Genomic DNA, 12,809 nt, shown 5'->3' with positions numbered 1-12,809 from the left:
ATAAATAGCTAAGTTTATGATTTTAAACAGAAGTAGACTAAATTTATAGAGAAATAATTTTTATAGGTGCTGGATGGCTAAGATAATCAATAATAAACGTTAATAACGAGCTACAATCCTTAGTTTTTGCTTGCCAAAAAGTATAAAGTGCCTGGTTATCAAGCTTCTCACTAGGCAATACGTAAGAAAAAAATGAAAATAAGATAGGGTTAGTCGTGCTATATTTAGTAGCTAACGATAACTGCGCTGTTACTAAGTCAGGTGGTGCACTTACAAATACATTTTGTTTACTGTCTTCTATGAAAAGCTCAATAATAACTGCAAATTGGCGCTGACTCGCTTGTAATGTTTTAGCAACAATTGCCAAATAATCTTTAAGTTCAGTTAAAGTTAATTTCTTTGTACCAATACTATCTTGGAGTAAAAATTTATCTACGGCCGTATCATGAAAAAGAAAATGATAAAAACTTTCTATCTGCGTTTGGTTTACCTGGCCTGAAGCAAAGATAGAAATAGCAATGGGCCAGTTTGGTTTTTGTTGTTTAAGTAGGCGGATTAAATTATCTAGATAGGCTTTTAAAAGGTTACGTCGATTAGCAGTTTGCCAATTTAAATCATCAAGTTCATCCGTGATATACCAGCTTGTTACGGTGTCTCCTGTACTATCAACACTTGCAATAAAATCAACTAGCGAAGGTAGGGAGGTTTGTTGCATTTGATAGTGTTTATCTAGGTAATTTTTAAGTTCTTGATCCGTGCTGTTAAGCGCTTGCCAAAACGTTTGATCATAATTTAGTCCTATGGCAAGGGTTAAATGCTCTTGTTTAGCAGCGCGAATAATTTTCGCTAAAACATCATTACTCTGGTAGTTATTTAGTGGATAAAAAGCTAAATCATTATATGTACTCCATTGAATAATAATATGGTTTATACCTAGCTTGTGTGCGCGTTTAAACAATGACTGCCAGTCCGCTATAGAGAGCTTTTGCTGATCTTGATAGAGTTGGAGAAAACTACTGTCAGCTCGCTTGATAAGACAAGCCGATTGAAACGTGTCTTCAATTTCTAACCAAACTGCTTTGTATATTAGAAAAAATAATAGGAAAATTTTCAAGGCGTCCTCTGCATACTATTTGCTACCTTAATCCGTAAAGAGTCTTTTAATTTCTAAGTATAACAAATTCCTTATTGCTTTAACTCACTATCAACATGTTCTTTTTTTTTACAAATATCTAAAAATGTAGTCTATTCTAATGGAGGAGGGCGTATTTAATTAAGTTAAATTTAAAACTCTTTAATGTTCCACTGCTCTCTTGCACCTAATTGCCTAGCATCTATTAGCACGCTAGGGCTAGGAAACGAACTACAGGACGCTATCAATATGAAGTAAGAAGCTAGATATAGCGTTGTTGCTTTTACTTTATTTTGCGCAAAGTAAATAATTAGTTAGCAAATTTATTTAATAGAAGGAACTATAAAATGGACAGTGCTCGTATACATCATATTAACTGTGGTTGTATGTGCCCACTAGGGGGTAAGGTATTTGACGGCAATAGTTCGGGGTTATACGCACATCTAACTTGTCATTGCTTATTAATTGAAACTAATCAAGGGCTTATATTGATTGACACCGGTTTTGGTGAAAGAGATATAGCAAATCCTAAACAACGAATAAGTCCATTTTTTATTTATTTAAATCGTATTCAATTTAATGTTAATGATACAGCGATTAACCAAATTAAAAAGCTAGGCTTTTCTCCTACTGATGTAGAGCACATTATTTTAACGCATCTTGATTTTGATCACGCAGGTGGTATTGAAGATTTTCCCAACGCGACCATACATGTTATGCAAGCTGAAAAAGAGGCAACTCAACATAAAAAACGATTTATTGATAGAAAGCGTTACCAAAATCAACAATGGGATGAAGTTAAAAAGTGGCAATTTTATCCCGAAGGAGGCGAGCAGTGGTTTGAATTTAGTGGCGTTCACTCTTTATTAAATTTACCTGATTTATTATATATTCCTTTAGCAGGACACACGCTAGGACATGCTGGTATTGCCATAAATACTGATAAAGGTTGGTTACTTCATGCAGGAGATGCTTATTTTTATCATCAAGAAATAAAAAATCAACAACGTATTTGTCCGCTAGGAGTTCGCTTTTATCAGTGGATGATGGAAGCCGATAGAGAATTAAGATTTAAGAATCAGGATAAATTACGAGCGCTTTATTTAAATAATAAAGCGCAGATAGAAATTTTTTGTAGTCATGATGCTAGCGAATTAAAGTTTTATCAATAAAATAGACCTCTCGGATAACCTGTTTATTGCACACGATTGCTGTGTTGCAAGGGTTTCTCCGGTGCTCATTTACGCCATGTAAATTCTGCTTCTCAAAACCTTTGCGCTTTGCACTCACACAAAATAAACAGAGTATGCAAGAGGTCTAATATCATTAATGGAAATTAAATAGTTAATTATAGTTTAACAGCCTAGGTTATTTGTCATACTAAGCTGTATACTGACCAATAAAGTTAATTTACAAGCAAAGGCTTAGCTAATAGATTAACCTGAATTTCATATTTACCGTTTATCTTTAATACAAGATTCAAATAAACCAAGCATTGCTTCATTGAATTTTGGAATATCATCAGGCTTTCGGCTAGTAACCAATTCTTTATCGACTACCACTGTTTCATTTACCCATTGAGCACCAGCATTCTTTAGATCCGCTTCTAATGAAGGCCAAGAAGTTAATTTATGTTTAGGCGCAACATCAGCATTAATTAGCAACCATGGACCATGACATATAGCTGCAATTGGCTTTTTTTGACCAGCTATTTCTTTAACAAAAGAAACAGCCTTATCTAAAGTACGTAAGTGATCTGGATTTTGAACACCGCCAGGTAAAAGTAGGGCATCAAAATCGTCTGCTTTAGCATCATCTAGACTAAGATCGACATCAAAATAATCACCTTTCTCGTCATGATTCCAGCCTTGAACTTTTTCTTTTTCTGGTGAAACTAAGACGGTTTGCGCACCTGCTTTTTCTAAAGCTTGCCGTGGTTTCTCTAATTCAATTTGCTCAAATCCATTAGCTACAAGAATAGCAACCTTCATATTATGTAATTGGTTCATATCAATCCTTCCCTAGTTTTAGTTTTAATTTAGTATAGTAAAAATTAAAACTAAAACTAGTTATGATAGATTGTTATTGTCTGTATCTAATATAATCTCTAGTATGGTAATAGGGCGTTGCAGTAGTCTCTAACCTCTGTTTTCTATTAGGAGGAGTTAGATTTTACCGCCAAATCTTCTCAGCCATAAGTTTTTTACTTTTAGGGTTATAGACCCCATTTTTAAAATGGCTAATGCTTTGTTTATCCTTTAAGGTGCCTTCCCCAAATATAATGAATTCGTGAATAGCTTTGCTTTTATTATCGAAAAATTTAATTAAAACCTTATCGGCTGAAAGTTGCATAAACTGATTGATATTAATATTTACCTTTCCTTTTAAGAGAGTTCCTTGATTATCAGGCAAATTAACAATGGAGTCTGCTTTGTAATTTATAGTTAACTTAGCTGAGTTTGTTGCCTTCTTTACATTAGGGGCAGCAAAAATAGGGCCTAAGGCAACACTAAATAGAGTAATACCTAAAAAATAATTTTTAAACTTATTAAATCTTAACATAAACAACTCTTATAATAATTTCTTTCAGATAGTAAAGATTAAAATTCTTTATGACAATAGATTTTGCTTAATAAATAGTTTTTTTGAATTAAAAGCGGGCATGGCGGGAAAGTTGTTAACTACACGATTGATGTTAAATTAGAGCTCTATTAAAAGGAGATTAAGGATGTCTAAGTTTAAGCGTTATCATTTTAAACTATTAACATGGCCACAAAAACTGCAAGCAATTAGAGATATACCAGCTGATTTAACTGTAATTGATTTAGATTTAGATGATTTTGGCGCAATTTCTGGTACTGATTTGGCAGAACTATTTGCAGTCATTCCAGCTACAGTTACGAGGCTTGATTTACAGTTAAATAATACTATTAAACATTCAGGCGATGAGTTAGCGCAAGCTTTTGTAGCTCTTCCAAAAACTGTAAATGACTTAGGATTATTTTTTAAAAGCTTTTGTGAAAGTATGGGCTGCGATTTATCCCAGGCTCTGCCAGCCATTCCTCCTACTGTTCTTTCACTTAATTTAAGTCAGAATAGCCTTGGCAGTGGCGATTTTTTGGAGCTATTACAAGCTCTTAAAGTGCTACCCGCCCACTTAAACTCATTAAATTTAAGTAATAATAATTTTTATTTAAAAACAACTACTGAGTTAAGCGCGCTTATAGAAGTTATTCCAAGTACAATAAAGTCAATTGATTTAACTTCTAATCAACTATTTAATTTTAAATCGTTACAACAACGTGATGAATTATTAAATGCTTTATTACCTTATGAACAAAATGGTCGCCTTGATTTAGCTCATAATGGCGAAGCATCTTTTTTAAGGGCTTTATTGCCTATATGCTCTATACATCTTCAATATAAACTACCTCTAGATATTACTTATGCTATTTTGGCGCAATTATTGCCCTCACAAAATAACTTAACCAATCAACAGTTAGTTGATAAGCAAATAGGCAAAATTTTTCCTGACCAAACTATAGCAAAATTAGTAAGTCTTCATCAGTTAAATTTACAGAAAGGTCTAATTATTAACGCTGCTAAACAAGGCATTGAAAATTATTTGCTTTGGGCACAGGATAAAACAAATATTAAAAAAGCCCGTGGTTATGAGAGTTTTTTTATGAGTTTCGGTCATGGGCAATTTGGTTACGAGACGGCAAAAAAATTACGCCAAGATTTAGATGATTGTGTAACGCTTGATAACACAGTTACCACTATCAATAATTTTTTAGACCAACCAAGTACGCGATTTTATACTAATTCATTAGCTTGTTTTCTTTTAGATGAATTAAGTCAATTGTCCAATTCGCCTTGGGAAGATATAAAGCGTTACCCACAATACACACCTCTTAAAAGGATAACTAGTACTAAAGAGCTAAGCTTTAATCTCTAGATTACTTAATAGACCTCTTTCCAAACTAGCATTAATGGCCAATTTTAGCCGAAAAAAGTCTTCAAAATGCTCATGTACTTCATGTACACTGCGCTTTTTCAGCTTTTTTTCAACTGACCTTGTCTCATTACTGCCAGTTTGGAAAGGGGTCTAATCTAAAAAATTAGGTTATTTATTAGTAAGGATAATAAGATGGATAACTTTCATGCAGTGCTCGTTTTCATTCAACATAGTATTTCGGTATGTGGCGTTATGGTTATTTTAATAGGAGTTTTAATAGCATTGAGCCGTTATATTTATTATGCTGTGACCTCTTTGATAAGGCCAACTACATTTGATATTAACCACATTCGCTTAAGCTTAGGACGCGTGCTTACATTAGGCTTAGAATTTATTGTTGCTGCTGACTTAATTAGCACAACAACAGCACCTGATTACTATACAATAGGCATTGTAGCAATTATCGTTCTAATTCGAACCGTTTTAAGTTATACCTTAAATCGTGAAATAAATTCTATTAGTGCAATGGAAGAAAAACCCATTAGACCTGTCTAACCTATTTATTTTACGCGATTGCTGTGTTGCAAAGGTTTCTCCGGTGCTCATTTACTCTATGTAAACTCCGCTCCTCAAAACCCTTGCGCCTTGCACTCAGGCAAAATAAATAGATTATGTAAAGGGTCTAGAGTTAGCAAAATTAATTGCTATGTGTTGGCTGGGTAGGATTGGCCTTTATCTTCGAGTTAGGCTTCTAAATCAAACAAAAGTAACTCAGCCTCTTCTAGGCAGGTAATAGTTATTGAATCTTCTTTGAAGATTGCAGCTCCATCTCCTAAATTTAACAATTCATTATTTAAGGTAATTTTACCCTTTATAAGTTGCAGCCATCCTATTCTATTAGAGCTAAAATTATGCTTGATAGTATGGTTGGCGTTAAGATAAGCAGCAAAGAAGTTAATATTTTGATTAATTTTAATAGCGTGTTTAGTTTCCTCTGGAGAGCCAATCAAAAGAAGTTTATTTGCTTCTTTGTTAATCACTTTTTGGCTATAATCAGGCGGTAATTGTTGTTTAGCGGGAATAATCCAAATTTGCAGGAAATGTAGCGGTTCTGTTGTGGATGGATTATATTCGCTATGTTCTATACCCGTACCGGCTGACATTTTCTGAATCTCGCCAGGTTTTATGACAGAGCCATTACCCATACTGTCTTTATGCTCTAAAGCACCTGATACAACATAGGAAATAATTTCCATGTTATGATGTGGATGCTTACCAAAACCGTAGCCTGGTGCCACTGTATCTTCATTAATAACACGCAAATGGCCAAATCCCATAAATTGTGGGTCATAATAATTAGCAAAAGAAAAAGTATGATAGCTATTGAGCCAACTAAATTGACTACGCCCTCTATCTTGGCTTTTACGTATTGTAATCATAGTTTTTTTTAACAAAGGGAATAGCTATTATTTTAGCAGAGGTCCAGATAAAAGTTATATTTTTTACCTTCAATTCCAATGGAGAGGACATTATTAATTGCATCAGCTGAATGATTCTATCATTTTCGTCGTAGGTGGATATTTTAAAGTATCATTAGCAAAAATAATGATTTTTTCAAATTGATTACTATATTTCGCAAATTGAAAAATGACCATAAAAGTTGATGAAACAGGCTCACCTGATACCTTAACCCCCGTTGAACCAATTTCTACAGCATAAAGATCGTTGTTTTCACTTACAAAAAACATTAATTCTTTCATTTCTAATTGATTAAATTTCTGTACAAAAGCAGGCAGAAAATCCATTGCTTTTACTTGACCTTGATGTCGCGATATCACTATACCGTCTGGTACAAATAATGAAATTGCACTATCTGCGTCTAAGTGGCTAAGGCTTTTTAAATAGCTTTGGATAATTTGATGTCGGTCGTTATTATGAAATGCAGTAGCATGCCCTGTTAAATTAAAAGTTATTATCGAAATGATAACTATAACTAGTTTATACATAAGTATTTAACCTTCCTTGTTAACTTTAAAATTACAGCCAATTTTAAATAAATTAATAATGCCATTATAAAATGAAAAAGAGTATAGAGATCTAATATTTCAAAACCTTATCGCCATCTAGGCGTATAAAAAGCTCAGTTAGAAGCGGCATTTATTTTTTAATTATTTACAAATAATAACCTAGTCTCTACACTAATTTAATAATATCTAAATTATAAAAAGTGGTTATGGCTACTTTAACAACAATAAAAAATACTATGGAGCTAGTAACGGCTGTGACCATTCTAGCAAAATTAGATACTTTAGGAGCTAAATCTTACGCACCACAATTTGCACTTTATAGTAGTAAAGTGGCTGCTGGTTTTCCCTCACCGGCTGATGACTATTTAGAATCAACATTAGATTTAAATGAATATTTAATTAAACATCCTGCTGCAACATTTATGGTTAGGGCACAAGGTGATTCAATGCAAGGAGCAGGGATTTATAATGGCGATTTACTTATTGTTGATAGAAGTATTGAAGCAGCAGATGGCAAGATTGTAATTGCTGCCTTAAATGGTGAGCTTACGGTTAAGCGTTTGTCTTGCCGTAATAGCCGAGTACGTTTAGTTCCTGCCAATCCCAATTATTCTCCTATTGATATCACGGAAGAAGTAGATTTAGTCATTTGGGGAGTTGTGACCCATATTATTCATCAAGCGTTATAATCATGTTTGCTTTGATTGATTGTAATAATTTCTATGCCTCTTGCGAGCGACTTTTCCGTCCTGATTTACGTAATAAACCAGTTATTATTTTATCTAATAATGACGGTTGTGTGATTGCGCGTTCAAATGAAGCTAAAGCATTGGGCATCAAAATGGGGGAGCCTTATTTCAAGGTAAAAGATTTATGTAGAGTCAATCAAGTTACTTTATTCTCATCAAATTTTACTTTATATGGTGATTTATCGGCACGCGTAATGCGTATCATTGAAGAAGCTTGGGATAGGGTTGAAATCTATTCGATTGATGAAGCTTTCCTCGATTTAACAGCAATGCCTAAAAATAAACTTAATGATTTTTGCGCCACTTTACAAAAACAAATTTTAAAATACACGGGCATTCCAACTTCAATTGGTATAGGGCAGACTAAAACATTAGCTAAATTAGCTAATGCTGTTGCAAAAAAATTAATGATTCCAGTTTTTAACATTACGGATGAAGCGGCCTATTGGCTAACCCAAGTTCCAATAACCGATGTATGGGGTATCGGTAAACAGTGGCAAAGAAAGTTAAAAAGTCTAGGTATTTTAACAGCAAGTAACTTAGCAAATTACGGTTTACCAAACCTTAAACCTTTATTTAATGTTGTTCTCCAGCGTACAGCTATGGAGCTTAACGGTATTAGCTGTTTACCTCTAGAGGCAATAGCCCCTAATAAAAGTATTATTGCTTCACGCTCATTTGGTCAGCCTCAAACAAATGTTATGCAGATTGCAAACGCAATCAGTCATCATTGTGCAACAGCCTGGATGAAACTGCGTAAACAAGAACTGACTACTCAGTATTTAACAATTTTTCTGAAAACTAATCGCTTTGATGAAAGTTTAAAAGTTTATTCTAAGTCAGTTGGTTTTCAGTTATTGAGTCCTACAGATGATTTACGTACGCTAACAGCAGCTGCTAAACATGCTCTAAAAAAGATTTATAAACCAAATATCCCTTATACAAAAGTAGGGTTACAGTTAACGGATTTGTCACCTAAAAACTCGCTTCAGCTAAATTTTTTTCATCCTTTAAAAGAAGAAAATATAACCAAGACAGAAAAATTGATGGCTATTATAGAAAATATTAATGAAAAGTATGGTGATAGAACAATTCGCTTGGCGGCAGAAGGTTTTCAGAAAAATTGGACTATGAAATCTGGAATGAAAAGCCCATGTTATACAACATGTTGGTCAGAATTAGCTACAGTAAAAGCATAGCTAACGTTATGTGACAAACTAGTTTACTTAGTAAATCTTCTTAATTTCAATTAATTGCTTGCCTCTAAAATATAATAAAAGTAATGGGCATTGGTTGTCACAAAATAATTGACATATTTTTTTGATATGTTATTTTTAATTTAGGCACAAACAAAATGACAGTAGTTGTCATTTATATGTTGTAAATTAAAATTTTTAAGGTGGAGATTCTTATGTCTAATATTAATAAAGAAGTACAAGATAGTATGCAAAAAGGTTTAAATGAAATAAAGCAATCTGGTTGCGATTGGTTAGCTTATGTTCAAAAGCACCCTCTACAAACTATGCTGTTTGGTTTAATAGGTTATTTTGCCCTTAAAGGCGCTATTAAGGATTAATTATAAAGCTTACCCTACAGAGTTGGCGGGGTTTAATAAATTTTTGAATCATAATCATTTATTAAGCTCTGCTACTCTTTACTACCTAAGAATTATAATAATAAAAAGGAGAGTAACATGACGACTAGTGTTGGGATGCAGGCGGAATTTCATGACGCTCTTTATGCACTTTGTGAGTTGGATTTTGATGCAGTTGAGGCTTATAAGACCGCTATTGATCGCCTTGAAAGTGTAATATATCAGCAACATTTAAGTGAATTTATGGCGGATCATAAAAGGCATATTGAAAATATAACTAGTATATTAAGAGAGCATCAAAAAGAAAGTCCAACTAGTCCAGATATAAAACAATATCTAACTAAAGGTAAAATAATTTTAGCTAATATATTTTGTGATAAAGCTATTCTTAAAGCCATGCTAACTAATGAAATAGATACTACTAAAGCTTATGAAACGGTTAGCAATCATGCTAATAAATGGCCAGAAGCAACCGCACTTATTATGCAGGGTTTAAAAGATGAGAAACGGCATAAAGAATGGCTAGAAGCTGTTATTGAGGAACAATAAATAACCACTGTTAGGTCAAGTAGACCTAACAATTACTGTTACCAAACTAGTTTATTTTCTGCTGTCTACCTTCTGTCAATTTTATTTTTTAAATTTTTTGTTACAAAGTTAACTGTTTGATCAAATTTAATACTATCTTAAGATAATTATATTAATATTATCTTAATTAGGTATAAAATTAGCTACACATTATGCCAGCAACACCTACAAAAGCTTTTATCAATTACGCCTTGTTGCGATCACATATTTTATTAATCTGTTGTTATCATGAACAAAGTACTTCTAAATTAATTTATCTTAAAAATGTAAAAGATTTTGAGAAGGATAAAGAAATTGTCAAAAAGTCATTAAAATTACGTACAGTAGATATTGCAGATAGCTCAGACAAAAGCTTAATTGAAAAAAATATCTTAACTGCTTTAGGAGAAATTAAAAGTGAGGTGGACCCTTCGGGGAAAATAGTGAAGAAAGTGGTTTTTCATGCGGATGTAAATATTTGTTTTTCAAATAAGTATAAAGTAGCTGATTTTTTAATGGATAATAAATTACCTAATTTGTTTGATTCTAATGTTATAATAGAACGGTTTTTGGAAACTACTCTATATGACGTTGCAGAGAAGGCTGATAAAGTTTATAAAAAACTAGCTAATCCTTATCCTAATTACCCTGTTACGATTAGAACTAAGGCCTTTGGCGCCGATAGACAGTTCCCTCCCCCAACACTAAAGCAAACTAATCAAGAACCTAATTTTAATACAGTCACTCTAGTTGATATGCAAGTGACACCAGAAATGGTTAATGCTACTGCTGAAGTCAAGCCAAATCCGCACATAAAGAAATCAGTTTCAGACGACTCAAGTTTTTCATGTCATAAAACAAGTGAGAGCTTAGAAAATTCTACCTTGACTGTTAAAAAATCTACAAGTTCTGGGACGTTACCTTTGCACAGCGATTGGATTAAATATGAAGATTTTAAACCAGGTAAACAAGATATTTCTGGTATAGTTACTGGACCATATAGTGAGAGCAGTTTTAGTCAGCAGGAATTTACAGATGTCATAGCATTTGATACCTATTCTGAGATAAATGATGGAGAATTTCCTGAGCTTATCACTATGAATTTTGTGGGTATGATTGACGAGATAAATGAGCTTTCTACCATACTTCCTGAAATTGAAGAAAAACTAAAGCGTTGTGAATTGGATTCTGAGAATAAACACACAAAAACCATTAATAATTTTGATAAAAGTGTTAAAAGATAATTGGTTATTGCAAGTTAATTAGGAAATGCATAAATGATATTTTTTAATAATCGTATGAAGCCTATAGATAATGTTAAGCTATCTTTAGAGCGCTTTAAAAAAGATATTGATAATCGCCGTGAAAAATTAGCTTCAGTGTATAATTATTTAAACGAATTAAAAGAAAAACAACAGTTACTACTTAGTAAAAAACAGAAAAAAAATGATGAAAGTATCAATAAAGAATTAGAAATTATAAATAATGACATTATATACTTAAATAATAAATTAGCAAAAAATAAACCAGAAGAAAAAATTAATGAATTAAAGCTTAAATATGAAGATTTAAAAGCGCGATTTGAAAATATAAAAAAGAATTTATAAGCTAAGGTATTTTGCTACTCTCGCTTCTTTAAATTTAAAAAGTGCTAATTGCTGCTCATCTTAATTAAAATCACATAAATTATTACCAATCTTTCTTATATTTTAATTACTTATAACCAGGATTTTTTAACAATTTATTTATAAAATTTTTATATATTATTTAATAAAAATATTTATATTTAATACTTTGTTAATTTGCATATATTAAAATATACCATTAAAGAGAGCAAAGAGAAAAATATGCGAAATCCGGTATTTTTTAACTATGGCCGCAATGATGCAGGTGTCTTAATAGTTAGCTGTTATCATGCAAAAGATATATCTTCTGTCAATTATAAATCTAAAGCTGTTAAGTATAGAAGAATAACTCCAGATGCTCCATTTTCAGAAAGTCAAAAAAAAGAGATTACAGTAGCTCAAAGCGTAGAGCTAGAAATAGCTAGAGAAAATTTAAAAACAACAATTATGCGTGAATTAGAAAATATATTAGAGCAATCTGGCGGCGCCCAGAATGTTGCTAAATTAATTTTTTTAGCTGATGTAAATCTATGTATTGATAATGATATTGCTGAATTTTTAGTTGATAATACACTGCCTAATACTTTTGCTGGAAAAGGTATTGTAGTAGAGCGAATCTTAGAATCAGGTACGCCTGAGGTAGTACAAAAAGGCATAAATTTATATGATAGCCTTCCTAGCGAAAGCAAAGATAAATTTCTTTTAACTATAAAAGTAAAGGGAAAAGCAGCAGACCCCATTAGTAGTGTTAATACTGTTTTAGAACAAAAAATTCTAGCTAAAAGGGATGCTTTCCTAAACCCTCCCCATCCTGATCCAGGTGATGAAGATATCAGCGCAGAGAGTAATTTCAACGATAACACTACGGATGGTGATAGTAGTAATCAAGATACAAACGATATGGCTTCTGTCAGTGAGCCAACAAAGTCTCAAGGCCAACTAATTGATAGCATTTCTGATGTATCTGATGAAACAATGAATAATATCAGCAGTCAACTTAATAGACTTGAAGTAGCGACGCAACCCATATCAGCAAATAATAAGCCTAAAGCAATGACTTAATGAAGCCACTCTTTAGGATAAAATTTTTATGTCATTTATAAGTTGCTAATTGTCGTTAGCGGTCTTCGCTTTTTAAATGAAAGGTGTTTATCGTT

The 12,809-nt window shown here is 32.6% G+C and carries 15 protein-coding genes; 10 read left to right on the top strand and 5 right to left on the bottom strand.

All coding sequences use genetic code 11. From position 1 onward, the window contains the following. Positions 1–43: 43 nt before the first annotated feature. Positions 44–1,114 (bottom strand): DUF4434 domain-containing protein, encoded by a 1,071-nt coding sequence (locus ACNVED_RS11900; RefSeq protein ID WP_419419231.1) that lies wholly within the window; start codon positions 1,112–1,114, stop codon positions 44–46. A gap of 365 nt (positions 1,115–1,479) precedes the next feature. On the opposite strand from ACNVED_RS11900, the gene ACNVED_RS11895 reads away from it, so the two are divergent. Continuing rightward, complete coding sequence (locus ACNVED_RS11895) at positions 1,480–2,304, top strand: MBL fold metallo-hydrolase (RefSeq protein ID WP_419419230.1); 825 nt, start codon at positions 1,480–1,482, stop codon at positions 2,302–2,304. A gap of 282 nt (positions 2,305–2,586) precedes the next feature. On the opposite strand, the gene ACNVED_RS11890 is transcribed toward ACNVED_RS11895, so the two are convergent. Together ACNVED_RS11890 and ACNVED_RS11885 are read right to left on the bottom strand one after the other, a co-directional pair. Further along, positions 2,587–3,141: a type 1 glutamine amidotransferase domain-containing protein gene (locus ACNVED_RS11890; protein ID WP_419419229.1), complete on the bottom strand. Its 555-nt coding sequence runs from the start codon at positions 3,139–3,141 to the stop codon at positions 2,587–2,589. A 163-nt stretch (positions 3,142–3,304) separates the two neighbouring features. After that, positions 3,305–3,694: a hypothetical protein gene (locus ACNVED_RS11885; protein WP_419419228.1), complete on the bottom strand. Its 390-nt coding sequence runs from the start codon at positions 3,692–3,694 to the stop codon at positions 3,305–3,307. Between the two features lie 166 nt (positions 3,695–3,860). Between ACNVED_RS11885 and ACNVED_RS11880 the strand changes: the two genes are divergently transcribed. Beyond that, complete coding sequence (locus ACNVED_RS11880) at positions 3,861–5,090, top strand: hypothetical protein (RefSeq protein WP_419419227.1); 1,230 nt, start codon at positions 3,861–3,863, stop codon at positions 5,088–5,090. A gap of 192 nt (positions 5,091–5,282) precedes the next feature. Then, a complete protein-coding gene (locus tag ACNVED_RS11875; protein WP_419419226.1) occupies positions 5,283–5,645 on the top strand; it encodes a DUF1622 domain-containing protein in 363 nt (120 codons plus the stop codon). A gap of 188 nt (positions 5,646–5,833) precedes the next feature. Here the strand turns inward: ACNVED_RS11875 and ACNVED_RS11870 are convergent, their stop codons facing one another. Both ACNVED_RS11870 and ACNVED_RS11865 read right to left on the bottom strand, forming a co-directional pair. Then, positions 5,834–6,529 carry a pirin family protein gene (locus ACNVED_RS11870; protein WP_419419225.1) on the bottom strand — a complete coding sequence of 232 codons (696 nt, stop codon included), beginning with the start codon at positions 6,527–6,529 and terminating at the stop codon, positions 5,834–5,836. A gap of 102 nt (positions 6,530–6,631) precedes the next feature. Further along, entirely contained in the window at positions 6,632–7,096 is a 465-nt protein-coding gene (locus ACNVED_RS11865; RefSeq protein WP_419419224.1) for a hypothetical protein, read from the bottom strand. A 257-nt stretch (positions 7,097–7,353) separates the two neighbouring features. Here ACNVED_RS11865 and ACNVED_RS11860 point away from each other — a divergent pair, with 257 nt between their 5' ends. The 7 genes from ACNVED_RS11860 (at position 7,354) to ACNVED_RS11830 (ending at position 12,714) form a co-directional block, all read left to right on the top strand. After that, a complete protein-coding gene (locus ACNVED_RS11860; RefSeq protein WP_419421183.1) occupies positions 7,354–7,806 on the top strand; it encodes a LexA family protein in 453 nt (150 codons plus the stop codon). A 2-nt stretch (positions 7,807–7,808) separates the two neighbouring features. Further along, the gene (locus tag ACNVED_RS11855; RefSeq protein ID WP_419419223.1) at positions 7,809–9,065 is read left to right on the top strand and encodes a Y-family DNA polymerase; all 1,257 of its coding nucleotides are present in this window, start codon (positions 7,809–7,811) and stop codon (positions 9,063–9,065) included. 212 nt (positions 9,066–9,277) lie between these two features. Continuing rightward, positions 9,278–9,442 carry a hypothetical protein gene (locus ACNVED_RS11850; protein ID WP_419419222.1) on the top strand — a complete coding sequence of 55 codons (165 nt, stop codon included), beginning with the start codon at positions 9,278–9,280 and terminating at the stop codon, positions 9,440–9,442. Positions 9,443–9,559: 117 nt separating this feature from the next. Continuing rightward, positions 9,560–10,009 carry a DUF2383 domain-containing protein gene (locus ACNVED_RS11845; RefSeq protein ID WP_419419221.1) on the top strand — a complete coding sequence of 150 codons (450 nt, stop codon included), beginning with the start codon at positions 9,560–9,562 and terminating at the stop codon, positions 10,007–10,009. 191 nt (positions 10,010–10,200) lie between these two features. Then, positions 10,201–11,271: a hypothetical protein gene (locus ACNVED_RS11840; protein WP_419419220.1), complete on the top strand. Its 1,071-nt coding sequence runs from the start codon at positions 10,201–10,203 to the stop codon at positions 11,269–11,271. 33 nt (positions 11,272–11,304) lie between these two features. After that, entirely contained in the window at positions 11,305–11,634 is a 330-nt protein-coding gene (locus ACNVED_RS11835; RefSeq protein WP_419419219.1) for a hypothetical protein, read from the top strand. A gap of 240 nt (positions 11,635–11,874) precedes the next feature. Next, positions 11,875–12,714, top strand: coding sequence for a hypothetical protein (locus tag ACNVED_RS11830; protein WP_419419218.1), 840 nt, complete (start codon positions 11,875–11,877; stop codon positions 12,712–12,714). Positions 12,715–12,809: the final 95 nt, after the last annotated feature.

The organism is Legionella sp. D16C41 (assembly GCF_048541585.1).
In the GTDB taxonomy this organism is placed as follows: Bacteria; Pseudomonadota; Gammaproteobacteria; order Legionellales; family Legionellaceae; genus Legionella_C.
This window is presented reverse-complemented; position numbering and strand designations above follow the sequence as displayed.

Excerpts from the sequence above, each read along its gene's own strand:
- ACNVED_RS11895 (WP_419419230.1), top strand. The coding sequence starts at position 1,480 with ATGGACAGTGCTCGTATACATCATATTAACTGTGGTTGTATGTGCCCA.
- ACNVED_RS11890 (WP_419419229.1), bottom strand. The coding sequence starts at position 3,141 with ATGAACCAATTACATAATATGAAGGTTGCTATTCTTGTAGCTAATGGA.
- ACNVED_RS11885 (WP_419419228.1), bottom strand. The coding sequence starts at position 3,694 with ATGTTAAGATTTAATAAGTTTAAAAATTATTTTTTAGGTATTACTCTA.
- ACNVED_RS11880 (WP_419419227.1), top strand. The coding sequence starts at position 3,861 with ATGTCTAAGTTTAAGCGTTATCATTTTAAACTATTAACATGGCCACAA.
- ACNVED_RS11875 (WP_419419226.1), top strand. The coding sequence starts at position 5,283 with ATGGATAACTTTCATGCAGTGCTCGTTTTCATTCAACATAGTATTTCG.
- ACNVED_RS11870 (WP_419419225.1), bottom strand. The coding sequence starts at position 6,529 with ATGATTACAATACGTAAAAGCCAAGATAGAGGGCGTAGTCAATTTAGT.
- ACNVED_RS11865 (WP_419419224.1), bottom strand. The coding sequence starts at position 7,096 with ATGTATAAACTAGTTATAGTTATCATTTCGATAATAACTTTTAATTTA.
- ACNVED_RS11860 (WP_419421183.1), top strand. The coding sequence starts at position 7,354 with ATGGAGCTAGTAACGGCTGTGACCATTCTAGCAAAATTAGATACTTTA.
- ACNVED_RS11855 (WP_419419223.1), top strand. The coding sequence starts at position 7,809 with ATGTTTGCTTTGATTGATTGTAATAATTTCTATGCCTCTTGCGAGCGA.
- ACNVED_RS11850 (WP_419419222.1), top strand. The coding sequence starts at position 9,278 with ATGTCTAATATTAATAAAGAAGTACAAGATAGTATGCAAAAAGGTTTA.
- ACNVED_RS11845 (WP_419419221.1), top strand. The coding sequence starts at position 9,560 with ATGACGACTAGTGTTGGGATGCAGGCGGAATTTCATGACGCTCTTTAT.
- ACNVED_RS11840 (WP_419419220.1), top strand. The coding sequence starts at position 10,201 with ATGCCAGCAACACCTACAAAAGCTTTTATCAATTACGCCTTGTTGCGA.
- ACNVED_RS11835 (WP_419419219.1), top strand. The coding sequence starts at position 11,305 with ATGATATTTTTTAATAATCGTATGAAGCCTATAGATAATGTTAAGCTA.
- ACNVED_RS11830 (WP_419419218.1), top strand. The coding sequence starts at position 11,875 with ATGCGAAATCCGGTATTTTTTAACTATGGCCGCAATGATGCAGGTGTC.